The organism is Hyphomonas jannaschiana VP2 (assembly GCF_000685215.1).
GTDB lineage: Bacteria > Pseudomonadota > Alphaproteobacteria > Caulobacterales > Hyphomonadaceae > Hyphomonas > Hyphomonas jannaschiana.
This window is the reverse complement of the sequence record NZ_ARYJ01000003.1, coordinates 1-24187: the sequence shown is the minus strand read 5'-3', so window position 1 is coordinate 24187 and position 24187 is coordinate 1. Positions and strand designations below refer to the sequence as shown.

Sequence of the window (24187 nt, the reverse complement as noted above, 5' to 3'; positions counted from 1 at the left end):
AGCCCCCGGCTTTTTCAGGCACTATAGAGCGTTCAGCGGAATTTTCAGATAGCTGGTGCCATTGTCGTCCGGCTCCGGCATCTGGCCGGCGCGCATATTGATCTGGATCGAGGGCAGGATCAGCCGCGGCATGTCCAGCGTCGCGTCCCGCGCCTCGCGCATGGCGACGAACTCGTCCTCGGTCACCCCGTCATGGACGTGGACATTGTGCGCGCGCTCCTCCGCGACCGTGGTTTCCCACTTGTACTCGTCCCGGCCCGGCGCCTTGTAGTCATGACACATGAACAGGCGGGTTTCAGGCGGCAGGCTGAGGACTTTCTTGATCGAACGGTAGAGCGTCCGGGCGTCTCCGCCGGGAAAGTCTGCCCGGGCCGTGCCATAGTCCGGCATGAACATGGTATCGCCAACGAAAGCCGCATCGCCGACGACATAAGTCATGCAGGCCGGGGTGTGGCCGGGCGTGTGCAGGGCGTGGGCTTCGATATTCCCGATACGGAACGTGTCGCCGTCCACCATCAGCTTGTCGAACTGGCTGCCGTCGCGCTGGAACCTCGTGCCTTCATTGAAGATCTTGCCGAACGTGTCCTGCACGGTGCGGATCTCGGCACCGATGGCGATCTTGCCGCCCAGCTTTTCCTGCAGGTATGGCGCCGCCGAGAGGTGGTCGGCATGGACGTGGGTCTCCAGGATCCACTCGACTTTCAGGTCATTTTTCTGAATGAAGTCAATGATCTCGTCGGCGGACTCGGTGTTTGTTCGGCCGGACGCCGGATCGAAATCCAGCACGGAATCGACCACGGCGCAGACCTTCGTCTCCGGGTCGGTCACGACATAGCTGACCGTGAAAGTGGGTTCGTCGAAGAAAGCTGTCACAACAGGATTGGTCATCACGGGGCTCCTTAATTTCTGGCTTTGGCTGTCTGGGTCATGCGCACATCCGGATCGGCCTGCTTGCCCAGCATGACCGAGCAAATGGCATCCACCATGGAATGCGCGCGCGTGTCTGAAAGTGTGTAGAAAACCTGCCGCGCATCCCGGCGCGCCGTCAGCACGCCCTCCTCGCGCAGCTTGGCGAGTTCCCGCGACAGGCGCGGCTGCGGAATGCCGAGGTCAGCCTCCAGCTCCGAAACCGCCATTTCCCCGCCGCGCAACTGGCAGCAGATCATCAGCCGGTCCGGATGGCTGAGGGATTTGAGCAGGCTGGTCGCTTCGGCCACCAGCGGCTCCATGTTCTCACTGTCCCTGATCATTTTCCTGATCTCTCTGGTCTCACTTTACACTTTACATAAGTGTAAACTAACAGATTCCAAGAGGCGAAACCCTGCGTCAAATCCACTGGCTTGAATCGGCATCCAGGTTTCAGGCTCCCCGAGCCCGGCCTGTTGCCGGAAAGACGCACAGGCGGGCCAAAAGCGACTTTTGGGCCGCCCGATGCCCGGCAACCAGAGCGCGTCACACAACGGTGACAAATCCGATACAGGCCCGTCAAGAAACTGTGGGAAGGCCGCCTCGGTTCACCGAACAGAGGGGTCTGTCATGCCAAAATCTTATCGTTCACTACTCGCGCTCGGGGTTGCGTCCGCCGGGCTTATCCAGGTGGCTTCCGCCGACATCATCACCGGTCAGGTGACCGACGCATCCGGCGAAGCGCCGCTGCAGGGCGCCATCGTCACCATTGAGGAACTCGGCCGCACCGCCGCCTCCGACCGCTATGGTGACTACCGTTTCACCAACATCCCGGCCGGCGACTACACGCTGTCCGTGTCCTATATCGGCGCGGACAAAGTCACCTCCGATGTCTCGCTCTCCGGCTCGGCTACCGTGAACTTCACGGTCGGCAGCGACACCCGCTATATGGACAACGTCCTCGTGGTCGGCTCCACCGCCGCCCAGGCTGGCGCCATCAACCAGCAGCGCGCCTCCAATGCGATCATCTCCGTGATCGACTCCGACGGTCTCGGCAACTTCCCGGATACAACCGTTGCCGACTCGCTCTCCCGCGTCCCGGGCCTCTCCATCGAAAACGACCAGGGTGAAGGCCGCTACGTCTCGATCCGCGGTCTCAACACCGACCTGATCGCCTCCTCGATCAACGGCGTGCGGACCCCGTCCCCGGAAGACCGCCGCGGCGTGCTTCTGGACGGTGTGCCGTCCGACCTGCTGGACGGAATTGAAGTCCAGAAATCGCTGACACCGGATGTCGACGCCGACACGCTGGGCGGCATCATCAACATGAAAACAATCTCCGCTTTCGACCGCGACGGCCAGTTCGTCCGCGCCAAGCTGGAAGGCGCCTATAACGAGATCACCGAAGAAGTCTCGCCGAAAGCCACGCTGACCTATTCCAACACGTTCGGCGACCGCCTCGGCGTCGCGGTGTCGGCCAACTATCAGGACCGCCGCATCCAGGCACACAACAACGAAACCGGCGGCTGGGGCTTCAACGACGACGTCGGCGCAATCGTCCCGGACGACGATTACGAAATGCGCTGGTACGACCTCACCCGCGAGCGCATCGGTCTGGTCGCAAACATCGACTTCAAAGCCTCTGAAAACACCGAGCTTTACCTGCGGACGCTCTATAACCAGTACACCGACGACGAAGTCCGCAACAAATTTGAGTTCCGCAGCCTCGACGAAGAAGATCCGACGGTTACCGATAACGGCTTCGCGTTCGACTATGCTGAAGCGGACGCTGAAGTCCGCCAGCGTGAAGAGGTCCGCAACATCCAGACCTATGCGCTCGGCGGCCAGACCTATGCCGGCGCATGGCAATTCGACTATGAAGTCTCCTACGCCTATGCGGAAGAAGACGACTCCAACAATCACGACGTCACGTTCCGATCCGGTGACATGGAAGGCGACGGCATCCTGCAGTTCGATCTGTCCGACCCGAAAAAGCCGCGCCTGTCGGGCCCTGGCTTCGACTTCCTGCTCGACCCGTCGTCGTATGAAATGGACGCCTTCGAGCGCGAATACACCACGAACGAAGACACCGAATGGTCCGGCAAGCTGGACATCTCCCGCGACAGCGTGATCGGCGACATTCCAGTCACCTGGAAAGGCGGCGTAAAACTGCGCGACCGTGAAAAAGTCCGGGACCAGAACCTCGACGTGTATGAAATCGACGATGTTCTGATGACCGACTATATCCGCCCGAACGCCGCAATTTCCGGCTGGCGGATGAACAACCCGATGTTCAATTGGCCGGATGCCGGGCTGACCTATGGCCTGCGCTCGGTCGTCACGGCCGACGACCTGAACGAAGACGACACAAATGTCGAAACCATCGCCGGCGACTACACAATCGACGAACAGATCCTGGCGCTTTACGGCATGGGGACGTTCGAGATCGACAATGTCACGGTTGTGGCCGGTCTGCGTTTCGAAGGCACCAGCGTCGACTCCACCGGCTACATCTTCGCGGAAGAAGATGACCCGAGCAATGTGCTGACGCGCAATTATTCGGACGACTACCAGCACATCCTGCCGAGCGTGAACCTGAAGTACTCGCTTTCGGACAATCTGTTTGCCCGCGCCGCTTACTATGGCGCGGTCGTACGTCCTGCCTTTGGCGACATGGCCCCGATTGCCCTGTTCAATGATGACCGCGACGAGCTGGAGATGGGCAACCCGAACCTGAAGCCCTACGAAGCCGACAACTACGATCTGTCGATTGAGTACTATCCGACGAAGCTGGCCGTTCTCTCGGCGGGCGTCTTCTACAAGTCGATCGACAATGCGATCTTCCCGGCGACGTATGACATCAGCCAGCTTCCGGCTGAGGTCGACCTTTCCTTCCTGCCAGCGTCCTATGTGGCGAACCTCGAAGAAGTCTCGACCTATATCAATGTCGACCGGTCCTATGTCCGCGGCGTGGAATTCAACTATGTTCAGGGCCTTGGCTTCATCAATAAAAGCCTCGACGGTTTCCTGCTCTCGGGCAACCTGACCCTGGTCGAGTCCCAGGCCCGGATCCCGGACGAGGATGACCCGCGCGGCACCCGCGAAGTGCCGCTGCTGAAACAGAACGATGTCGTGTGGAACGTCGCCCTCGCCTACGACAAGGGCCCCTGGGACCTGCGTGTGTCGGCGAACTATCGCGGCGACTATCTGGATGAACTCTTTGGCGAGAATATCGACCGTTACACGGACGGCCACCTGTCTGTTGAAGCCTCTGCCAAGTATGAGATCAACGACCATGTCCAGGTCTATATCGAAGGCAAGAACCTGACCGACGAACCGGAATACTACTACCATGGCAGCGAGCGCCGCCTGTCGCAGTATGACGAGTTCGGCTGGACCGGCGTGTTCGGCGTGCGGCTGACATACTAATCCGCCTCCGCTAATAATCAGACTCAAGGGGGCCGGGATTCGCCATGCGGATTCCGGCCCGGTCACACAAGATCAGGATATTATTCAATGAAATCCACCTACTTGATCGCCGCCCTGTTGCCGCTTGCAGCCTGCGCCACCACTCCGCCGCCCTATACCGGCGAGATCGCCGCCGTCGTCCCCATGAACGAAACCGCGCCGATGAACGGCGAAGGCGACCTTGCAGACGACCCGGCCATCTGGGTCAACACGGCCGATCCGGCAAGCTCCCTGATCCTCGGCACCAACAAGGATGAGGGCGTCTATGTCTACGCCCTCGATGGCGGCGAGCTTCAGGAACTGCCCGTCGGCCAGGTCAACAATGTCGACCTGCGCGGCAATATCGCCATCGCCTCCAATGACTCGCACAATGTGATTTCCTGGTTCGACATCAATCCGCAAACCCTGACCGTGTCCCACATCGGCAACTCCCCGACCGGCAAGGAAGAACCCTACGGCATCTGTGCAGGCCTGACCGGTGAGACCTATCGCGCCGCGGTGACCTACAAGGACGGTACGGTCCAGCTCTGGTCGGCCACCTGGGAAACGGTGAACAAGCTCACGCCTTCTCTGGACCGCGTTGTAAAACTGCCCTCGAAACTGGAAGGCTGCGTCTTCGATGACGCGAATGAGCGCCTGTTCGTCGGCGAGGAAGCGTTCGGCGTGTGGGCCGTGGACCTCAAGGACGAGACGGCTGACCCGCGCGTTGTGGACACGATTGCGGCGGCCAATGGACTGGTCGAGGATGTCGAAGGCATGAGCCTGTGGCTCGGTGACGATGCCCAGTCGGGCTATCTGGTGGTCTCGGCACAAGAGGCTGACCGCTATGTCGTGTATGACCGCGCTCCGCCTTACGCACCGCGCGGCGTGTTCTCGATTGTCGACAATGACGCCACCGGCATTGGCGGTGTGACCCACACGGACGGTCTCGACATCACCTCCGCGCCGCTGCCGGGCCTTCCTGGCGGACTATTGGTTGTGCAGGACGATGCCAACCCGGTCTCCGAGTTCAATCAGAACTTCAAGATGGTCGACTGGACCGCGATCTCCGAAGCACTCGATCTCGACTGATCAGTAGTGCACCAGGATCCAGACGCTGGCGCTGTAGATCAGGGCCAGCGTCCCGATCCGCAGAACAGCAGAAATGATGTGGGGCCGGATGTCGTCCCAACTCGTCTCACGGGCAACACCGGCAACAGCTGTGGCGACGTCGTGGTGCATCTGGCTGCGGTCTTCACCAGCCAGCATCAGCATGATGGCCCCTGTGCGCGTCTGTTTCTGATTTCCCGCCTCCAGCAGCACTTCCTCGAAGACACGGGCGGCGATCGTCTCGCTCAGCGCGCGTTTGGGGTGCCAGCCATGGCGGTGCAGCTCTGAGAGCGTCAGCTTGATGGCCGGATAATTGATCCAGAGGTCGCGGATCATGAAGACCGCGAGCGTGATCACGGTGATCGCTGCAAAGACAGGCCGCGGCATACCGGCGAAATGGTGCAGCCCCCAGAGCCACAGCAGGATCAGGAGTTTGATGCCTGTGGCGATGGCAAACCGCCGGAAACTGCGTGAGACAAACAGCATCGTGTCGGCACGGATCCGGTGGCGCGCTTCCTGAGCGGCCGCCTCGATCGCCTTGTTTTTCCGGCCGCTGATCTCCTTGCCCAGCAGTTTGCGGCCGGCCACAAGCCCGGCGCCAAGCGCTGAGAGGATCATGAGAGGTACGCGCATGCGTTTTATGTAGGGTGCGTCGCCGGAAATGTCGCGCCTGCCCTTCACCCGCCGCCGTAATCAGGCAGCAGGCCTGCAGTATCGCTACAGCATGGACATGAAGAAGCGCTCGGCGTGACGCTGAGCCGTTTGCGGGTCCCGCACGACCGAATAGCCGAGCACCATGGCCAGCGCCGTGGTCGTCAGCGGGCGGCGCTCAACAAAGCTGCGGAGCGCGTCGATGGGGAGGTCCGCAAGGGCGTCAGCAGTGGCGTCCTCAACTTCATCCACTTCGTCCTCCATGGACCGGAAAGGCTGAAGACAGAACAGCAGGCACGCCGCTGCCAGCAGCAGGCCGACGCCGGCGACTGTAAATGCTGCCGCCGCCAGCCCCATGACCTCGGCAAGCGCGATTGTCGACGCAACGAACAGCGCCAGCACACCGCCGAGCCCGAGAAGGACGCCGACGGTGGCTGCAAAGAGGCGGAGCTTGGTTTGGTCCACGGTTATTTCCGTCCCAGCAGAGCAATCAGCAAACCGGCGCCAAAGGCCATGCCGACAGCCGCCATGGGCTTCTCGCGAATCTGGGACTGAAGGTCGATACGAGCCGACTTGATCTGTTCACCTGCACCGGCTGCAAATTCCTTGCTTTTGCTGACGCCATCGCTGGCTTTGGACTCGGCGAGCCCCTTCAGGCTGCCAAATGTCGACTGCAGATCTTTGCGCAAGGTCGCCATATCTTCCTTGAGCGCATTGAGATCATCCTGCAGGCCGGCATCGTTGGCAGCCGTCTGTTTTTCTTTCGCAACCGTGCTCATGTCTTGTTCCTTTCCGTTTTCCTGCACGATCAACGGACACACCGCCACACAGTTCCATGATGGCTCAAATTTAATTACTCAGTTTACAGATTTACTGGAACTCGCGCCCTTTGGGCGCGTTGATGACGTGAAAGGAGACGAACATGCAGACGCAACAAGATACTGACCTGACGCCCAATGAAGCCCGCCAGGGTGAACGTGTGGGTCTGGTCTGGGTTCTGACCGCCGGTACGCTGATTGCCATTCTGGGCATTGGCGCGGTCATGCTGCTACAGGCCATCTAGACCGGGCACTGACGCCTGAAACCAAAACGCCCTCCCTGAATCAGGGAGGGCGTTTGCTATTGTGGTGACAACTGCCTCAGGCGGTCTCTCGGGCCGGGTGGAAGAACAGGGCCTGGCCGATCGCCGCTTTCACCGTATTTTCCTGGAAGGGCTTCGGGATCAGGAAAGTCGGCTCCGGACGGTCGCCCGTCAGCAGCCGTTCCGGGAATGCGGTAATAAAGATGATCGGCACATCCATTTCCTTCAGGATGTCATTTGCCGCGTCGATTCCGGACGACCCGTCCGCCAGCTGGATGTCACACAGGATCAGTCCCGGCGGATTGGATTTCACCATCGCCATGGCTTCGGTATAGGTCGTTGCGTTGCCGGTCACCTCGTGACCAAGTTCCTCAACCAGGCTTTCCAGGTCCGCGGCGATGATCGGTTCGTCCTCGATCACCAGCACCTTGGTAGACAGTTCGGCCTCGATTTCAGCAATCGCTGCGCGCTCAAGCTCGGCCTGCTCACCTTCGGTGACGCCCAGAATGTAGGAGGCTTCAGCCCGGGAAAATCCTTCCAGCGACGTCAGCAGGAAGGCCTGGCGCTGGATCGGGGCGAGCTTGCGCAGACGCGCCGTGGCAGCATCGCCACCCTCCTGCCCGCCTTCAAGCTGGGCACCGGTTGAGCCCCAGACGACATGGAAGAAACGATACAATGCCACCCGCGGGTCGCCCTCGGTGTCCATTTTGTCAGGTGAGGCCACGAGGGCCTCCAGAGACGCTCGGATATAGGCGTCGCCGCTCTCCTGCCTGCCCGTAAGTGCCCGGGCGTAGCGTCGCAGATAAGGCAGGTGCGGCGCCAGATTTTTAACAAGACTCATGGGAAAAACTCCATCAACTCTGCGTTAACAACCCGCGTGCCGCGAATTGGTTGCATGCAAAATCAAATTTTTTGCATTTTTCGCGGAACCTTTGGTGAATTCAGGATTTATAATGGCAGGAAAGCGCGTTCTCCGCGCGCTCTGATACCGAATTTCTTAGGGCAAGATAATTATGGACGATAAGAGAACCGACGGCCGCAAGGAGGCCGATACGGAACGAAAGCGTCGCGGTGACCGCCTGGGGGAACAGCTCCGCCGTCTTTATGACGACGTCACTCATGAGAGCGTTCCCGACGACTTCATGCGCCTGCTGGAAGAGGCAGACCGTAACCGTACCCCCGACACTTCGTCTAAGCCTTCGTAGGTGAACCGTATGAGCGAACCCACCGAACGGCTTGACGACGCCACGTTCAAACAGGAACTGGCGTCCCTCATCCCCCACCTTCGTGCCTTTGCCCGAAGTCTTTGCGGTGACTCGACCCTCGCGGACGACCTGGCTCAGGATGCCATGCTGAAGGCGTGGCACGCCCGCCAGAGCTTCCAGGCAGGCACAAACATGAAGGCCTGGGCTTTCACCATACTGCGGAACATATTCTATTCCGAGAAGCGCCGCTCCTGGAGACGCTCATCGCTGGATCCGGAAGTGGCCGAAGCAACCCTCGTTTCGCCCGCGAATGCCGGGGATGAACTGGACCTTCTTGCCCTCCGGAACGCGCTGAAAATGCTGCCCGACGACCAGCGGGAAGCGCTGGTGCTCGTCGGTGCCGGCGGGCTTGCCTACGAAGAAGCTGCCGAAGTCTGTGGCTGTGCCGTCGGCACGATCAAGAGCCGCGTTTCCCGCGCCCGAAAGGCCGTGGCCGAGCTGCTTGAAAACAACGAGACCGGCTTCAGCAGTGATGACGACATCAGTGCGGGCGAAGCCTTCGACGACATCATGAACCAGGCAGCGGCCATCTCTGCCGCGAATGGCAGCTGACCCTGCGTGCCTGACAGGGCCGCCTCATCCAGCCTGCGGCGGCGCCTGGTCGCGACGCTGGCAATTGCGCTGACACCGGTGCTGCTGCTAGGCGCAGCCAGTGCCTATATGGACGCACGTGAAGCGCTCAGGACCAGAAGCAATGAACTGCTCCTGATCGCTGGTGCCTCCGTTGACGGGGTCGACCAGACCATTGATGAGGCCGAGCTCCTGCTTGGTCTGTTCAAGGATGAGGTCGGCAGTCGCAACTGTTCGGAAGTCTACAACAAACTCCTCCCCAGCATTCCCGCCCTTTCAAGCATCATCCGGTTCGATGCCGACGGTGTAGCCCTTTGTGCGTCCAACCGCGATGCCGGCTTCACGATGTCCGATATGGACTGGAACAAGCGACTGAGACACGAAGTCTCCAGTCTGAGAACCGATGCCTTCTTCGGGCAAGCTACGGAAGACTGGGTTTTCGGTATTTTCTCGCGGGTGGACAAAGCCGACGGCACGTTCGACGGATCGGTTGCCCTCGGGCTGCGGTCCCGCTCTCTTGCAAGCTTCGCCCGCGCCAGCGTTCTCTCGGATGATGTGGAAGTTGCGATCGCTGATGGGGATGGCCGCGTCTTCGGCTCTACACACTTTTCTCAGATCGATCAGAAATGGGTGACTGAAGCGGCTGAAACCCGGTCATCAAAAATGTTCGTCCTTCGCCGGAAGGATGCTTCCCCGATGGATGTGGTGATCCGGCCGGTCGGACCGGCAAATGTGTTTGCGGTGATCTCAAGGGAATCCCCCGGCTTCTGGAGCGAGTTCACCCTGCAGCCGGTGTCGTCTTTCGGCCTGCCTCTGCTTGCTTTCTCGATTGCGCTCCTGGCCGTCTGGCTCGCGATTGACAGCCTTGTCCTGCGCTGGCTTTCCCGCCTCATCCGCATCGCGCGGGTTTACGGGGCCGGCCGCTACGCATTCCGCGCTGGCGATGCCATGGCCTCCGCGCCTGCGGAGATCAAGGAGCTTGCAGACGCGCTGGAGGACATGGCCGCCGACATCGACCAGCGCGACAGCGACCTGAAATCAGCCATCAGTGTCCGGGACGCTGCTGTGAAAGAGATTCACCACCGGGTGAAGAACAACCTCCAGATTGTCACCAGCTTCCTCAATCTGCAGGGCCGCCAGCTGCAGGACCCTGAGGCCCGCCAGGCAATTGCCGCCGCGCGGCACCGCATCGATGCCCTGGCGATCGTGCACCAGACCCTTTACCAGCATGAACGTCTCGAACTCGTCAGCATGCAGCCCTTCCTCGAAGGTCTGATCAACCACCTGGCAGAAGCGCTGGGAACGGAAACACGGAATATCGGCCTCTCCCAGACTTACGAAGATCTTGAGCGGCCGGCAGATGATGCCATCCCGTTTGCGCTTTTCCTGGTCGAGGCTGTAACCAATGCGACCAAATACGCTTTCAACGATGATGAAGGCGGCATGATTTCCATCACCCTGGAAGAAGACAATACCGGCGGGATCATCCTGAAGGTCATGGATGATGGCGTCGGCTTCGACCCAGGCGGCGGCGCACGGGTCGGCCTTGGCTCCAAACTGATGAAAGCCTTTTCCCGCCAGCTGCACGCAGAATTGACAATCGACTCAGCGCCAGGCGAAGGCACCCGTATCACGCTATTCATGCCAGGCAGCAAATAGGCCCCGGCCTTTGAGGGGCGCGGGGCCTGTTTGATGATCCGTTGTCCGGATTCTCTGTTATTTCTCGGCAGCCAGTGACTTGAGCATCCAGACGGCCTGCTCGTGCCAGGACATGCGCTCCGTCAGCATATCTGCCGTCACATAGTCGTTCTTGTCTTCACACCACTCCGTTGCAGCGCGCATGTTCAGAACGGCCGTTTCGTGGTCTGCAATCAGCATTGTCAGCATCTGCTCAACCGAACGCTCTTCGTCCTTGTCATTGATCGACGACAGTTCGCCATATTTGGTGTAGCTCGCCGGCGCCTTGTGGCCGAGGGCACGGATACGTTCGGCAAGCTCGTCGATGGCTTCGTACATGTTCTCGTACTGCTCTTCGGTGAGCTTGTGTACGCCCATGAAGGTCGGACCGGTCACATTCCAGTGTACGCCCTGCGTCTTGATGAACAGCATGTAGGTATCGGCAAGGACAACGCCGAGCGCATCGGCAATCTTCTTGCGGTCTTCCGTGGAAATACCGTTACGGGTGTTGAAGTCGGGTTTGCTAATATTCAGGGCCTCGGTGGCCATGATAATCTCCTTTCGTGTCCTGAGTGAATATTTGCCGGATCTTACTGCGGAGGATCGGCAGCTTCCTCCATCGCCTCACCGGTTTCGTCGATAGCGCCATCCACATCGTCTGCAGCATCTTCGACAGCCTCTGCCGTATCTTCAGCTGCCTGATCGATGGACTCGCCGATCGTATCGGGCTGATCGATATTATCGACCGCTTCATCGATCGACTCGCCCGCCTCTTCCATCGGGCCGTCATTCGTGTCGCAGGCAGCGAGCACACCGGTTGCGACAAGTGCAGCAGCAATAATCTTCATACGCATCTCAAATCTCCTTTGATGATGTGCCCCCTTGAGAGTCACGCCAATACAACGCCCGGCGGACGCAACTGTTCCATCCTTGAGAGATTCCACGCACTGTTTATTTTGCGGACGAAACGCCTTCCATCATGGATGAAGGCAGCGACGCTCATGATGTCTCCATCAAAATCAAGGACGTTGAAGGATGGCGGCACATCGCGCAGGCGCATCGACAGCGTCCCGGCCGTCACGGAGACATATCCACCTTCCGTTGTCCGGATTAATTCTGCCTGCGGCGCATGCACATGGCCAGTCAGCAGGACCTGTACCGGGCTCTCACCGAGCTTGCGGCTGGCCCGCCGGCCCCGCCGCGTCTCCGTATGGAGCGGCGCATCCGTCGGCGGCACAAACGGATGGTGGCAGGTCAGCAGCCGGATTTTCTCCGGCGCGTTTTCTGAAAGCACCGCATCCAGATCGTCCAGGTCAACAGAGCCTTCCGCCCAGTTCCGCCGGACCTGCCACCCACGGGCTGTGTTCAATCCGTCAATCCGGATGGGTCCGGTACGCACGGGGAAGGCAAAGCCGGACAGGTATTTCTGATAACGTCCAAACGGGTTCAGGACACGGTGGTGCAATTTGAACATCGGCGTGTCGTGATTGCCCGGCGTACAGGCGCATGGCAGCCCAAGACGTCCGAGCCATTCTTCCGCGGCCTCGAATTCCCGGTGTTTCCCGCTCTGTGTCAGGTCGCCGGAGACGATGACCATGTGCGGGGCCACATCCCCGATTGTCCGGACCGCAGCTTCAAGCACATGCGGGTCTGCCGCGCCGAAATGAATATCTGCCAGGTGAACAAGCCTCAATGGCTCGTCTCCGCACACAGGACCCGCGCCGCCTCTTCCACGAGCTGAATATGAACCGGGGAGGTGAAGCTGACCTGCTCGCCATCCAGCGTCGCAGGAATATCACCCCCTTCAAGCTCATGAACGGTGACGGTTTCGGAAACGTCATGCTCAACGGGCCCGGCTTCTTTCCAGCCATGGACCATCGCATCCAGCGCGGTGGAAACAAGATCCATCGTGTTGTTCGGATCTATGGCGGCAACTTCGAAAGCCGGCACGGGGCTGCTGTTCAGGGCGACGGCCGCCGCCACAGCGCTGATCGTCTGCTCCGTATTCCCGGGCCTGCCGGACATTTTGGTCCAGGACAGTCTGAGCCGGGTTTCCACATCCAGCACGTCACCTTCCACAAGCGCCTGTGCGGCATTGACCAGTTCCCCCTTGCGCACTGCTTCGCGGGTCTCAGCAAGCCCGGTCAGCCGGCCGAACAGGGCCGCAATGTAGAAACGCTGGCCGTCCACATCACCCGCCGCGAGTGTTTGGCTTACCGGCCCGGACAGGACGCGTTCCAGAACCTCATACCAGGGGCCATCCCCATGCAGCCGCTTCGGCAACATGTTCATCGTTCCCCCCGGCAAGGCCAGAACAGGCAGGCCGGTAACGCCGCACGCATTCAGCGCGCAAGCAATGGTGCCGTCGCCGCCCCAGACGATCACGGCATCCGCATCGTTGTCGGCAGCTGCACGGACACCTCTCGCCAACTGACCGGAACTGCAATGCAGCCGGGTAATGTCGTGCCCCGATGCACGTATCGCCGCCTCGATCTCGTCCGCAGCGCCTTTCGGCACGGTCCGGGACAATGGATTGATGACCACTGAGAATTTCATGATGGAGTCTCCGTCAACACGGCTCTAACGCGCGATGCCAGATCATGTTCCATGATGCTGGCGCGGAACTCATGCCGGAAGCGCGCGTTGCTCCGCCATGAAGAACACATCTCCCATCCGTTTGAGCCCGATCTGCCACCTGCCAATCCGTTCGGCCTGGCAGGCGACCTTAGGGTCTTTTGCGCGGATAAAGGGACCCCGTGCCTTCAGCGCGGCAACGGCCCTGATGCTGGCGGGTGTTCTTTCCTTTCTGACCTGTCTGCGCGCCGGCGGAGCAAACACAACGCCGCGTGACACGACAGGCACCGTTCTGCTGCTCAGCCATACCCGGTCCTGAAGGCATTCTGTTTTCCGCATACAGAAAGGGCGCGCCAATCCGGCGCGCCCTTTCCTCCCCGATGCCGAAACCTTATTTCGACATCTCTTCCTTGACTTCATCAGCCGAGTCTTCAATCGCATCACCACCGGCCTGGATGTCTTCACCTGCACCGGCAACCGTGTTGCAGGCAGCAGCCATCAGAGTGAACAGACCGAGACCAGCGATTTTCAGGGCATTCTTGGCGGTTTTCATGAATATATCCTTTCTTTTTAACTATGCCCCAGCAACGCCCTGCCAGCGGGAATGTTCCTGAATCTTTTCACGGAACACTTTTACGTTGCATCCGTTACTTGACTATCGGCACCAACGCCGACAGGAACAAATAAAGGAGACTCTCATGCTTGGCTGGGCCATTGCATTTTTCATTCTCGCCATTGTCGCTGCGGCATTGGGCTTTGGCGGTATCGCCGGCGCTTCCGCCGGCATCGCACAGATCCTGTTCTTCGTCTTCCTCGCCCTCCTTGTGCTGACCTTCGTGGTCCGCGCGGTGAACGGGCGCAGCGTCACCTGACGGTCACTGACGACACGCAAGAAACAAGAGGCGCCCGTGCGGCGTCTCTTTTTTTGCCCTGAGTTGATGCGTCCCAACAGCCCGGCCCGGCTGAACAGAACATGAGTTTGCGGATTGGTCTCTACCGGGAGGCCACGACAGTTTCGCCGTGCTCACGATAAGGCGCCATCAGCTGCATGACGTCTGCGATTTCCCGCGTCCCGGATTCGACCAGAACAAGCGAGCGGCCGAAGCGCCATGTTTCCAGGCCGTCGGCCTTCAACTGCGTCTTCAGGATCACCGGAAATTCGGCGGGCATGTCAGGCAGGCTGGATGGAACAGGCTGGCCTTTCGCGAGGGTGTTTTCGAAGGGTGAAGCATCGAAGCAAATTTTCTTTCGCTTCAGCCCGACCTCGCAAACAGCTCCATCGAATACAAAGTCCCGGTCGAACGCCTGGTAGTCCGCGCGTGTAAAGTGATCAGGCCGTTCAAGTCGCGGCTCGCCGAGCACGGAATCCGCGCCCGCGCCACACATGAGCGCAACGCCCATGGTGATTGCGGCAGCGCCTAATTCAATTCTCCAGGTCATGGTTCAGCCCGTTGTCAGCATGCTGAGACAACGTGTCATTGTCGGATTGGTTCCCTGACCGCCGCCCCGCATCCTTCCTGAACATGGCAACCATCACCGGTAGCGCCCAGGTACCCTGAAGCTGCAGACGACAGGGTGGGCAAGAGCGAACGAAGGTGAAAGGCTGGAGCGGGTAGACGGAATCGAACCGACATACTCAGCTTGGAAGTCATGGCTCACCTCACCGGCCAGACGGTTTCCATTCGTTTCAGCGATACGCTTAAGCCGTGCTTCTATGAGGAAATCACGCCCGAACGGCTGGTGGTCAAATATTCACGCGGCGCGCCTGTAGGCAGTGGGAGCGGATCGTGGGCCGCCGGTCAGAGTCGCTCGACTGCGTTGTGTACGGATAGGCTGTGAGAAGCCTGCTTGCCGGGGTCAGGTCCACTGAGACGAAAGATGCGCCCAAGGCATCGGGCAACGGTGCGGTAAAATCGAAATGGCTTTCAAATTAGAAAGTCGCTGAGCAACGTTCCATCTTCAAGTAGGAACTGCGGCAGTCGATCAACATCGGCCCCCTTCGCCTCAAAGATTCCCAGTGCTGTTTTTACCCACATCGAGAATCTCATAAAATAGTGCTCAAAATCTTCACCGGGGGCAGCCTGATATTCAGATCGCAACGCTGGCTGCTTAAGTGCGTTTAGGCGCGAGTCAATCCGCGTGCGCATATCTGCCAACTCGCGATCAGACAACTCGCCCGCAAGCGCACTAGCCGCAATATCGTAGATGGCTTTGACATAAGGGTGCATTGGCATTCGGAATGGTCCTCGAATTAGTATCTGCCTTTCAAGCTCTATCCGCAAAAGGCGAAAGGCGACAGATCGACTTTGCAACAAAAAGTTGACGCCCCCCTTTTCTGTTTTACGCTGATGCCACTCTCAACAAGGATCGGATTATGCCGAAAACGCACCAGTTCACACGAATTGAAAATGACACAAGAGTCGATGTTGTAATCGACAAGATCGTCACTTTTGAAGTCAATGAAGTGAATGATGGCGAAGGCGCAATCATTCATCTGAGCGATGGTAGTTCGATTGCGGTCGCTGAAAGTCTGGACGAGGTAAGACGAGTTGTGAATCAACAATAGGAACACTCGCCCCTACGGAACGGGCCCACACATTAAGTCACGCGCTCCCGGCTAAGCGCTTGGGCTCGACAAAGGTTCTGAACTCGCATGTTTACGTTATGTTCCGAATCTGCCATCACGCCCATAACGGGAATCAAGGAGCATCCCAAATGAGCAATCCATACTCGGACCGCACTCTTACCGCAGCAGATGTGTACTCTGTGTCCTGGCAACCGGGCGACGCCAGTTCCCCTTGGGACCAAGGTGTGGTGAACTTCACATTGTCCGCGCCAGATGGATCGCCAATTGGCCCAGCAGCCAAAGTGGAACTCATGGTCCGTCACGACCCTAACCGGACTCTCCCTGACGCCGAAAAAGCGCTTCTTCATGCGGCACATGCCATAATTCAAAAGCTCGCTCAGTACGAATTCAAACAGGTTGAAAAGGCTTATCTGGATCACAAGGCAACCAGCATTCTGGCGATACACGCGCCATAAATTCAGAGTTTTGAGAACGGAAAAAGCACAGGCGTGTAATACCGCCTGTAAAACTCGACTCTGAAAATCCTGCTTTCTGGCTTTGTCCCACCCCCTCAATCTGGCGCATTTGCTACACATTGAGAGGATGGAGCGGGTAGACGGAATCGAACCGACATACTCAGCTTGGAAGGCTGCTGCACTACCATTGTGCTATACCCGCGTCACAAGCATGCAGCGGCATGAGGTGGTGGAGGGAGCTGGATTCGAACCAGCGTACCTTGCGGACCAGATTTACAGTCTGGCGGTTTTAACCACTCACCCATCCCTCCACGGGACCTCACGGGCTGCACGGCGTTGACGCCGTCCGGCCGGGGCTTCACATAGGCGCCGCAGCACCGCCGATCCACACCGGAAGCGGCCTTATAAGGAAACACCAAATGGCGCGCAACCATGGAAGACGGCGAAATGCACAAGGCCGCCAGGGACGCCCACAGGACGGCAGCCCGCCGCAGGGTCACCGCCCCGGCCCCCGGCATCCCAACAAGGGCCACACAAACGACGATTCAGGCGTCTGGATCTGGGGGATCCATGCGGTCGAGGCTGCCCTTGGAAACCCTGAGCGCAAGCTGATCGAGCTGCTGGCGACCGAAAATGCCGCAGCGCGCCTGCCCGCTGACGCACCGAAACCGCATATTGTGACAGCCAGGGACATCGACACCCGGCTGCCGCCCGGATCGGTCCATCAGGGGCTTGCCCTGCGCGCCGAGCCGCTGGACCCGGTCGCGCTGGAAGACCTGATCCATGAAGGTGTAGACCGGATTGTGGTGCTGGATCAGGTCTCCGACCCCCATAATCTGGGCGCAATCTACCGCTCGGCAGCCGCCTTCGGCTTCGGCGGACTGGTGCTGCAGACCCGGAACGCCCCGCCGATTACGGGCATCGTCGCCAAAAGCGCCGTCGGCGCCATCGAAACCGTGGCCGAAGCGCGTGTTGTGAACATTTCCCGCGCGCTCGAACAGCTCGGCGAGGCGGGGTACCACACGGTCGGCCTGGCGGGTGAGGGCGAAGCGGACATCGCGCAGGCCGTCAAAGGCGCCGGCAAACTGGCGATCGTGCTGGGCGCCGAGGGCCCCGGCCTGCGCCCCGGCGTGGCCAAGGCCTGCGCCGAACTTGCCCGCATCCCGATCAGCGCGACCATGGAAAGTCTCAACGTGTCCAATGCTGCCGCAATTGCGTTTTACGAAGCAGCGCGGAACAGTTTTCCCGGCGACTGAACCTCTGCTAGGGTCGGCCCGGGATTCACCGAACGGAGCCATTGTTCGCCATGCTGAGATTCCTCTCGATCCTCGTCCTTCTGGCAGGCCTTCTGGTGGCGGGATATGGCGGGGCGCGCCTTATGGAGGTGTATTCCCCGAAATCCGAAATGACGGTCGCCGCCGCTCCGATTGAGGCACCTGAGGCGATAGAGGATGACGTGCTGGTCGAAGCACTGCCTGATGCAGAAGCCCTGCCGCCTGGCCCGGAGGAAGAAATCATCGCCGAAACGGCCTCCGCGCCGAAACTGTCCCGCTCCATTCCTGCCCCGACGCTGGACGAGCCGATGTTCTCCACCCAGGGCGCGGAAGAGACGCGCGCGTTGGACACGGAAACCATGGCCGGCATCGCAGTCGCCCCCGATGTCATGGCGCCAGATGCCTCCGATGCCTTTATCAACAGCCTGAAGTCCGTCCCGGTCGCGCATGAGACGCCTTCGGCCGCAGAATACAAGCGCCCCTTCGAAGCCGTGCTCGCCATCGACGCGACCGGCGACGATACCGCCGTCGATGCCCTGCCGGGCCATGGCAATATCTCCGAAGGGACGGCGCAGGTTTCCAGAACGGTGGAAGCGCGCCTGTCCGGTTCCGGCTTTGCGATCAAGGCGATGACGCCGGAACAGCAGACAATCTCCCCGCTGACTGAAAACACCTGGCGCTGGTCGGTCACGCCTCTGACGGCCGGCAATCAGGAACTGACCTTCGACATCTATGCCATCGATGACGGTCCGGCCGTGCCGCTGCGGACATTCCATAATACGGTCACCGTGAAGGTGACCGGCCTCAACCGGGCCATCGCCTTTGCCGACCAGGCCAACCCGCTGGCCGTGTTCCTTGGCGGTGTCGGCTCAGTCCTCGCGGGCCTGTTCGGCGCGATCAAATTTGTCCGTCGGCGCTAACACGCCCTGAAGGGCCCGGGGTCATTCAGGCTTACGCGTGCGGGTGTCTCAGGCGCTAACGATAATCCGGGATCCGCGTGTCACGTGCGTTCAGATTGACGCCGCTGGAGTAGCGGCCGCTGTCCGGCATGCTGAGCACCACCCGGTTCCGGCGACGGTCGATCTGCAGCCGGAAGGATGACAACAGGTCCAGCCCGAGCACCATAGCCGGTTCTTCCTCAAGGCCGAGATATTCGAACAATGGCGGATCGCTGACCAGAACATCGATACCGGAAACCCGGTAATCCCCGATGGCCAGCATCCGGACTGACGCGATCCGCAGGGACTGGTCGCCGCCCGTGGCGCCCTGCAGCATCTTGGTCTTCTCTTCATTGGCTTTGGTGTGGGACGATTCCGCAAACCGGCTGTTGATGAAGGTGACGCTGGAACCGGTATCGACCAGGGCCCGGCCTTTGCGGCCATTGATTCGGACATCCACGAAGATAAGGCCATTCTCGTCGTCATACTTCAGGGAGCTCGGCACCAGCCGGGAAGACCTGTCCGGTCGGCCGTCATAGACCATGACGCGCAAATTCTCGAAATCGAAGTCTATGACATCGCCCTCAAAGGCATTCGCAGGAAGCACGTTCTGCGCGCCGGTGACATTCAGGTCGACATTCAGCGCCGCCTGTACGCCGCGCTTCATCACATTCCCGATCTGCAGCGTATCGAGCTCGACGATCGGGTAGATCTCCTGCCCGGTCAGCCCGAGCACATTGATCATGGGCGGGTTTTCTTCCAGGTCCGGCAGCTGCGCGAGGCGCGCCGTCCGGCGGTTGATCATCGGAAAGGTCGCCGCCGTGTCGATGACACCGGTCGCCTTGTCGTTTCCGTTCACTTCGAGCCGGACGACCATGTGGTCATACTCATTTACCTCGAATGGAATAACCTGCCGCTCGCTCGCCAGCGCCGGCAGGCTACCCGTCAGGGCCAGCAAAATCAGCAAGGCACCTTTGACATGCCACCCGGACGCCATTTTGGTCGCCCGGCGTTTCGACTCCCTCGTCATATGGCCAATATCCCACACCCGATAGAATATTCAAAATCACACTGAATTGACGTTAGGTCCTCTGCCCCGGCGTCACGACTTCCGTTGCCCCTTACGTTCGCGTAAACCCGCGGCATACAAACTGAGGAAACCGGAGACTCATCATGGCTGACGCCTTCATCATTGATGCCTGCCGTACACCGCGCGGTATCGGCAAAGTCGGCAAGGGCTCGCTTGCCCACCTTCACCCGCAACACCTGGCTGCCACCGTGCTGGGCCAGATCGCCGAGCGCAACAAGCTCGACACGGCGACGGTCGACGATGTGATCTGGGGCACGTCCAGCCAGCGCGGCGCACAAGGCGCCGACATGGGCCGTATGGCAGCGCTCGACGCCGGCTATGACGTCAAGGCTTCCGGCGTGACGCTGGACCGTTTCTGCGGTTCCGGCATCACCACGGTGAACCTTGCCGCGGCGCAGATCATGTCGGGCATGGAAGACTGCATCGTGGCCGGCGGCTGCGAGATGATGAGCTACACGGCTGCTACGGCAGACCCGAAAAACCCGCCGATGATGGACGCCGGCAACCTGCACCTGCGTGAACTGCACCCGCAGTCCCAGCAGGGCTGCTGCGCCGATGCCATTGCCACGCTGGAAGGCATCACCCGTGAAGCCGTCGACCAGCTGGCCGTGGTCAGCCAGGAGCGCGCAGACCGCGCCCTGAAAGAAGGCCGTTTCGATAAGTCTGTTGTGCCGGTCTACAACCGCGACGGCACGCTGGCGCTCGACAAGGACGAGTTCCCGCGTCCGGGCACGTCAATGGAAAGCCTCGCTGGCCTGAAAACCGTCTTCAACATGTTCTGGGACATCCCGGTCGACGACAAGGGCCTGACCTATGGCAACATGATCGAGAAGGTCTACCCGCAGCTGAAAGGCAAGATCCAGCACGTCCACCATGCCGGTAACTCCTCCGGCGTTGTCGACGGCTCCGGCGCTGTCCTGATCACGTCCGAAGATTACATGAAGAAGCACGGCCTGAAGCCGCGCGCCCGGATCGTCGCCACGGCGAACATGGGCGACTGCCCGACGCTGATGCTCAACGCTCCGGTTCCGGCCGCGAAGAAAGTGCTCGCCAAGGCTGGCCTGACGACCGGCGACATCGACGTCTACGAAATCAACGAAGCCTTCTCGGTCGTCGCCGAGAAGTTCATCCGCGACCTCGATCTCGACCGTGAAAAGGTCAACATCAATGGCGGTGCCATGGCCCTCGGCCACCCGATCGGTGCAACCGGTTCGATCCTGATCGGCACCGCACTGGACGAGCTTGAGCGTTCCGGCGGCCGCTATGGCCTGGTCACCATGTGCGCCGCCGGCGGCATGGCCCCGGCCATCATCATCGAGCGTCTCGACGCCTGATTGCCAGCTGACACCCCTGCCTGAGGCAGGCAAAGACAAGCGCCCGGTCCCGATAACGGACCGGGCGTTTTTCGTTCCGGTTGCACAAAAACCACAAATGCGAATGCGTATGAGAATTATTTGCATTATTACTTGCGATTCATTCTCACTTTCATTAGGCCGTCTCCTCAGACCGCAAAACCGGTTCTCAGGGAGAGATATATGAGAAAAGCCATTCGCAAACCGCGGAGCCTCCGCGCGCAGGTCGGCATGTATGCGGCTGTTGCCGTTGCCGCCGCCACCCCCGCATTCGCGGACGAGTCCGAGGAGCCCGAACTTCGCAACGAGACCATCACCGTGACCGACGTTACGGCGGACACCAACCCATATGGTGACCCGGATGCGCCCTACCGCGCCATTCGGTCGGCCAGCGGCCTCTTTACCGAAGACCTGCTGGACACACCGAAGACCATCACGGTCATCACCGACGAAACGCTGCATGACCTCGGCGCCAAGTCCTTCCGCGACCTGTTCCGTGCCCAGCCCGGCATCACGCTCGGCACCGGCGAGGGCGGCAATGCGTTCGGCGACCGGATCTTCATCCGTGGCTTCGATGCGCGCAACGATGTCTATGTCGACGGTGTCCGCGATCCGGGCGTCGGCTCGCGCGAGACCTTTGCCGTCCAGCAGGTCGAAGTCCTGAAAGGCCCGTCCTCGGCCTTTGGCGGCCGCGGCACGACCGGCGGCGCCGTCAGCCTCGTCTCCAAGAAGCCGGGTGAGGGCGATTGGGGTGATGTCGAGTTCACCCTCGGCTCCGATGCTACCCGCCGGGCAACCCTCGACGTGAACCACGAAGTCACCGACACGTTCACCGTCCGCCTGAACGCCATGACCCACGATTCCGAAGTTGCCGGCCGCGACAATGTCTTCAACGACCGTTGGGGCATCGCCGCGGCAGCCGAATGGACGCCGACGGACGCCCTGACACTGGGCTTCGATTACTACCATCTTTCCACCGACTACATGCCCGACTGGGGCCACCCCTACGACATCGACAACAATCGCCCGTTCGCGGTGAACCGGGACAATTTCTACGGCGTCCTGTCGCGCGACTTCGGTGAGACCTTCGCCGATGTTTACACCGCCAATGCAAACTGGATCATTTCCGACACCGTCGAATTCGACTCGATCCTGCGCTATGGCCAGAGCAAGAATGCCTACACCGCTTCGGCCCCGGAACGTCCGGATCCCGTCGCCCGGACGGTCAGCGCCAATGCCAAGCGCCGCGATGCTGTCACCGATTACTGGACGAACCAGAGCCGGTTCACCTTCCGCTTCGACACAGGCTCGATCGGCCACACGCTGGTCACCGGCATCGAACTGTCGCGTGAGGAAACGCTGAACCGCCAGCGCGCTTTCACCGAATGTGCCGAACTGCCCTGCACCGGCGAAGCCTCCAACCCGCTGCTGAACCTCGACAATCCGGACAATTCCATTCCATGGGGCAGCGATACCGAAGTGACCGGCCGGCCGACGATCGAGACGGAAACGGCCGCGCTCTATGCCCTCGACACGCTGACCTTCAGCCCCCAATGGGAGGCCTTCCTCGGCATCCGCGTCGACTCCTATTCCGCCGACGTCACCGGCCTGACCAATCGTGACGGCACACCGGCACCGGATCGCAGCGCCGACAGCGACTTCTTCAACTGGCATGCCGGCCTTGTCTACAAGCCGGTGGAGAATGCCTCCATCTATGCCAGCTACTCCTCCGCCTCGAACCCGCCCTGCGAACAGCTCGACGCCTTCGCGCTGGACTATGGCGGCTGTGACGACCGGATCACCACGATGGACCCGATCGACAACAATTCCTTCGAACTCGGCGCGAAGTACAATCTGGGTGGCCACCTGGACCTGACTGCGGCGGTGTTCCAGATCACACGCGACGGCGTGCCGATCTCGCTTGGCCGGGGCACCACCACGCTGGGCGTCCAGGAACAGGAAGTGACCGGCGTGGAGTTCGGCGTGGCCGGCAACATCACCGAGAACTGGAGCCTGTTCGGCGGCCTGACCCTGTTCGAAACCGAAGTGACCGACAGCACCATCGAATCCCAGATCGGCGAGATGTTCCCGAACGTGTCGGAACAGAGCTTCACGCTGACCTCCCGCTATCAGGTCACCGACCGCCTGCACCTCGGCGGCACGGCCGGGTACAATAGCGAGAAGTTCGGCGGCACCGTCGCGGCCGGGTCAACCGAAGTGCCGGACTACTGGCGCTTCGACCTCTTCGGCGGCTACCAGCTGACCGACAATATGGAAGTGACCTTCAACGTGCTGAACGCCACGGACGAGCTCTATTATGACGCGCTCTACCGCTCCGGCACGCCGTTCTCCTATGTTGCGCCGGGCCGTTCGGCCCTTGTGACACTGGACATCGACTTCTGATCATCCGAAAGAGGGGCGGCCCTTGCCGGGGCCGCCTTTCATCCTTCCTGTAGAGTCCGCCCATGCTGATCTGTATTCCCCAAGTCCTGACCAAAGCTCAGGTGAAAGACATCCGCCAGCTGATCGATGCGGCGGAGTGGGTCGATGGCCGCGTCACGGCGGGCGTCCAGTCCGCCGAGGCAAAGCGCAACACGCAGCTGCCGGAAGAGAGCGAAGCGGCCCGCAAGGCGCAGCAGCTGGTCAGCATTGCCATCGGCAACAATCCCATTTTCCTGGCGGCGGCGCTGCCGCAGAAAGTGTTTCCGCCCCTGTTCAACCGCTATGTCGTCGGCGACCAGTTCGGTGCCCATGTCGACAATGCGATCCGTTCGGTGAAGAACTCCTCCGAGCGCATCCGGACCGACCTTTCCTGCACACTGTTCCTGACCGAACCGGAAGATTATGACGGCGGCGAACTGGTGATCGAGACCCTGTTCGGGGCACAGGAAGTGAAACTGGAAGCGGGCGACCTCGTCCTTTATCCCGCGTCCAGTCTGCACTCGGTCAGCGAAATCACGCGCGGCGCGCGCATCTCGTCCTTTTTCTGGCTACAGAGCATGGTGCGCGACGATGGCGAGCGCACTCTGCTGTTCGACCTCGACCAGTCCATTCAGGCACTGGTGGCGGAGCGGGGCCACAAGGACCCGGAAGTCATCCGCCTGACCGGCATCTATCACAACCTCATCCGCCGCTGGGCCGAGGGCGCCTAGGTCCCGCCCAGCACGTGCGGCCGGAGTGGCAGGTGCCATCCGGTGGGGGAGTCTCTTC

General features: G+C 60.4%; 28 protein-coding genes and 2 tRNA genes. 14 read left to right on the top strand and 16 right to left on the bottom strand.

What is annotated here, in order from left to right; all coding sequences use genetic code 11:
* Nucleotides 1-21: 21 nt before the first annotated feature.
* Together HJA_RS04865 and HJA_RS04860 are read right to left on the bottom strand one after the other, a co-directional pair.
* Entirely contained in the window at nt 22-888 is an 867-nt protein-coding gene (locus HJA_RS04865; RefSeq protein ID WP_035579079.1) for an MBL fold metallo-hydrolase, read from the bottom strand.
* Between the two features lie 11 nt (nt 889-899).
* Entirely contained in the window at nt 900-1250 is a 351-nt protein-coding gene (locus HJA_RS04860; RefSeq protein WP_081814539.1) for an ArsR/SmtB family transcription factor, read from the bottom strand.
* 286 nt (nt 1251-1536) lie between these two features.
* Here HJA_RS04860 and HJA_RS04855 point away from each other — a divergent pair, with 286 nt between their 5' ends.
* On the top strand, nt 1537-4335 hold the full coding sequence (locus HJA_RS04855; RefSeq protein ID WP_035579077.1) for a TonB-dependent receptor: 2799 nt from the start codon (nt 1537-1539) through the stop codon (nt 4333-4335).
* Between the two features lie 87 nt (nt 4336-4422).
* A complete protein-coding gene (locus tag HJA_RS04850) occupies nt 4423-5445 on the top strand; it encodes a phytase (protein ID WP_035579075.1) in 1023 nt (340 codons plus the stop codon).
* Here the strand turns inward: HJA_RS04850 and HJA_RS04845 are convergent, their stop codons facing one another.
* The 3 genes from HJA_RS04845 to HJA_RS04835 form a co-directional block, all read right to left on the bottom strand.
* The gene (locus HJA_RS04845) at nt 5446-6096 is read right to left on the bottom strand and encodes a hypothetical protein (RefSeq protein WP_155839869.1); all 651 of its coding nucleotides are present in this window, start codon (nt 6094-6096) and stop codon (nt 5446-5448) included. It abuts the gene before it with no gap.
* 84 nt (nt 6097-6180) lie between these two features.
* The gene (locus HJA_RS04840; RefSeq protein WP_051597382.1) at nt 6181-6579 is read right to left on the bottom strand and encodes a hypothetical protein; all 399 of its coding nucleotides are present in this window, start codon (nt 6577-6579) and stop codon (nt 6181-6183) included.
* A gap of 2 nt (nt 6580-6581) precedes the next feature.
* Nucleotides 6582-6893 (bottom strand): ElaB/YgaM/YqjD family protein, encoded by a 312-nt coding sequence (locus HJA_RS04835; RefSeq protein ID WP_035579071.1) that lies wholly within the window; start codon nt 6891-6893, stop codon nt 6582-6584.
* A gap of 143 nt (nt 6894-7036) precedes the next feature.
* On the opposite strand from HJA_RS04835, the gene HJA_RS18510 reads away from it, so the two are divergent.
* Complete coding sequence (locus HJA_RS18510; RefSeq protein ID WP_155839868.1) at nt 7037-7177, top strand: hypothetical protein; 141 nt, start codon at nt 7037-7039, stop codon at nt 7175-7177.
* Between the two features lie 76 nt (nt 7178-7253).
* Here the strand turns inward: HJA_RS18510 and HJA_RS04830 are convergent, their stop codons facing one another.
* Entirely contained in the window at nt 7254-8036 is a 783-nt protein-coding gene (locus HJA_RS04830; protein WP_035579069.1) for a response regulator, read from the bottom strand.
* A gap of 172 nt (nt 8037-8208) precedes the next feature.
* On the opposite strand from HJA_RS04830, the gene HJA_RS04825 reads away from it, so the two are divergent.
* From HJA_RS04825 to HJA_RS17885, 3 genes are read left to right on the top strand one after another with little or no spacing between them, the layout of a single operon-like run.
* Entirely contained in the window at nt 8209-8400 is a 192-nt protein-coding gene (locus HJA_RS04825; protein WP_035579067.1) for a NepR family anti-sigma factor, read from the top strand.
* Between the two features lie 9 nt (nt 8401-8409).
* The gene (locus tag HJA_RS04820; protein WP_035579065.1) at nt 8410-9012 is read left to right on the top strand and encodes a sigma-70 family RNA polymerase sigma factor; all 603 of its coding nucleotides are present in this window, start codon (nt 8410-8412) and stop codon (nt 9010-9012) included.
* 6 nt (nt 9013-9018) lie between these two features.
* Entirely contained in the window at nt 9019-10689 is a 1671-nt protein-coding gene (locus HJA_RS17885; RefSeq protein ID WP_051597381.1) for a sensor histidine kinase, read from the top strand.
* 57 nt (nt 10690-10746) lie between these two features.
* On the opposite strand, the gene HJA_RS04810 is transcribed toward HJA_RS17885, so the two are convergent.
* From HJA_RS04810 to HJA_RS18350, 5 genes are all read right to left on the bottom strand, one after another.
* Nucleotides 10747-11256: a Dps family protein gene (locus HJA_RS04810; RefSeq protein ID WP_035579063.1), complete on the bottom strand. Its 510-nt coding sequence runs from the start codon at nt 11254-11256 to the stop codon at nt 10747-10749.
* Nucleotides 11257-11297: 41 nt separating this feature from the next.
* Nucleotides 11298-11561 carry a hypothetical protein gene (locus HJA_RS04805; protein ID WP_035579061.1) on the bottom strand — a complete coding sequence of 88 codons (264 nt, stop codon included), beginning with the start codon at nt 11559-11561 and terminating at the stop codon, nt 11298-11300.
* A 35-nt stretch (nt 11562-11596) separates the two neighbouring features.
* Nucleotides 11597-12400, bottom strand: a complete 804-nt coding sequence (locus HJA_RS04800; protein WP_051597380.1) for a metallophosphoesterase family protein — start codon at nt 12398-12400, stop codon at nt 11597-11599.
* On the bottom strand, nt 12397-13263 hold the full coding sequence (locus HJA_RS17880) for a diacylglycerol/lipid kinase family protein (protein ID WP_051597379.1): 867 nt from the start codon (nt 13261-13263) through the stop codon (nt 12397-12399). Before HJA_RS17880 ends, HJA_RS04800 begins: the two co-directional genes overlap by 4 nt.
* Before the next feature lie 409 nt (nt 13264-13672).
* Nucleotides 13673-13834 carry an entericidin A/B family lipoprotein gene (locus tag HJA_RS18350; protein ID WP_081814537.1) on the bottom strand — a complete coding sequence of 54 codons (162 nt, stop codon included), beginning with the start codon at nt 13832-13834 and terminating at the stop codon, nt 13673-13675.
* A 145-nt stretch (nt 13835-13979) separates the two neighbouring features.
* Between HJA_RS18350 and HJA_RS18345 the strand changes: the two genes are divergently transcribed.
* On the top strand, nt 13980-14153 hold the full coding sequence (locus HJA_RS18345; protein ID WP_034764149.1) for a DUF1328 domain-containing protein: 174 nt from the start codon (nt 13980-13982) through the stop codon (nt 14151-14153).
* Nucleotides 14154-14274: 121 nt separating this feature from the next.
* On the opposite strand, the gene HJA_RS04780 is transcribed toward HJA_RS18345, so the two are convergent.
* The gene (locus tag HJA_RS04780) at nt 14275-14721 is read right to left on the bottom strand and encodes a hypothetical protein (RefSeq protein WP_155839867.1); all 447 of its coding nucleotides are present in this window, start codon (nt 14719-14721) and stop codon (nt 14275-14277) included.
* 485 nt (nt 14722-15206) lie between these two features.
* Entirely contained in the window at nt 15207-15515 is a 309-nt protein-coding gene (locus tag HJA_RS04775; protein ID WP_155839866.1) for a hypothetical protein, read from the bottom strand.
* Nucleotides 15516-15655: 140 nt separating this feature from the next.
* On the opposite strand from HJA_RS04775, the gene HJA_RS04770 reads away from it, so the two are divergent.
* Nucleotides 15656-15847 (top strand): hypothetical protein, encoded by a 192-nt coding sequence (locus tag HJA_RS04770; RefSeq protein WP_035579050.1) that lies wholly within the window; start codon nt 15656-15658, stop codon nt 15845-15847.
* 149 nt (nt 15848-15996) lie between these two features.
* A complete protein-coding gene (locus tag HJA_RS04765) occupies nt 15997-16323 on the top strand; it encodes a hypothetical protein (protein ID WP_035579047.1) in 327 nt (108 codons plus the stop codon).
* A gap of 128 nt (nt 16324-16451) precedes the next feature.
* On the opposite strand, the gene HJA_RS04760 is transcribed toward HJA_RS04765, so the two are convergent.
* Both HJA_RS04760 and HJA_RS04755 read right to left on the bottom strand, forming a co-directional pair.
* Nucleotides 16452-16525, bottom strand: a tRNA-Gly gene (locus tag HJA_RS04760).
* Nucleotides 16526-16550: 25 nt separating this feature from the next.
* Nucleotides 16551-16634 (bottom strand) — tRNA-Tyr (locus tag HJA_RS04755).
* A 108-nt stretch (nt 16635-16742) separates the two neighbouring features.
* Here HJA_RS04755 and HJA_RS04750 point away from each other — a divergent pair.
* Both HJA_RS04750 and HJA_RS04745 read left to right on the top strand, forming a co-directional pair.
* Nucleotides 16743-17579: a TrmH family RNA methyltransferase gene (locus HJA_RS04750; protein WP_035579044.1), complete on the top strand. Its 837-nt coding sequence runs from the start codon at nt 16743-16745 to the stop codon at nt 17577-17579.
* A gap of 50 nt (nt 17580-17629) precedes the next feature.
* On the top strand, nt 17630-18517 hold the full coding sequence (locus HJA_RS04745) for a hypothetical protein (RefSeq protein ID WP_035579041.1): 888 nt from the start codon (nt 17630-17632) through the stop codon (nt 18515-18517).
* A gap of 55 nt (nt 18518-18572) precedes the next feature.
* Here the strand turns inward: HJA_RS04745 and HJA_RS04740 are convergent, their stop codons facing one another.
* On the bottom strand, nt 18573-19532 hold the full coding sequence (locus tag HJA_RS04740) for an aspartyl protease family protein (protein ID WP_035579038.1): 960 nt from the start codon (nt 19530-19532) through the stop codon (nt 18573-18575).
* 176 nt (nt 19533-19708) lie between these two features.
* On the opposite strand from HJA_RS04740, the gene HJA_RS04735 reads away from it, so the two are divergent.
* From HJA_RS04735 to HJA_RS04725, 3 genes are all read left to right on the top strand, one after another.
* Nucleotides 19709-20959, top strand: a complete 1251-nt coding sequence (locus tag HJA_RS04735; protein ID WP_035579034.1) for an acetyl-CoA C-acetyltransferase — start codon at nt 19709-19711, stop codon at nt 20957-20959.
* 201 nt (nt 20960-21160) lie between these two features.
* Nucleotides 21161-23380, top strand: coding sequence for a TonB-dependent receptor (locus HJA_RS04730; RefSeq protein WP_051597378.1), 2220 nt, complete (start codon nt 21161-21163; stop codon nt 23378-23380).
* Between the two features lie 62 nt (nt 23381-23442).
* Nucleotides 23443-24129, top strand: coding sequence for a Fe2+-dependent dioxygenase (locus HJA_RS04725; protein WP_035579031.1), 687 nt, complete (start codon nt 23443-23445; stop codon nt 24127-24129).
* Nucleotides 24130-24187 lie beyond the last annotated feature (58 nt).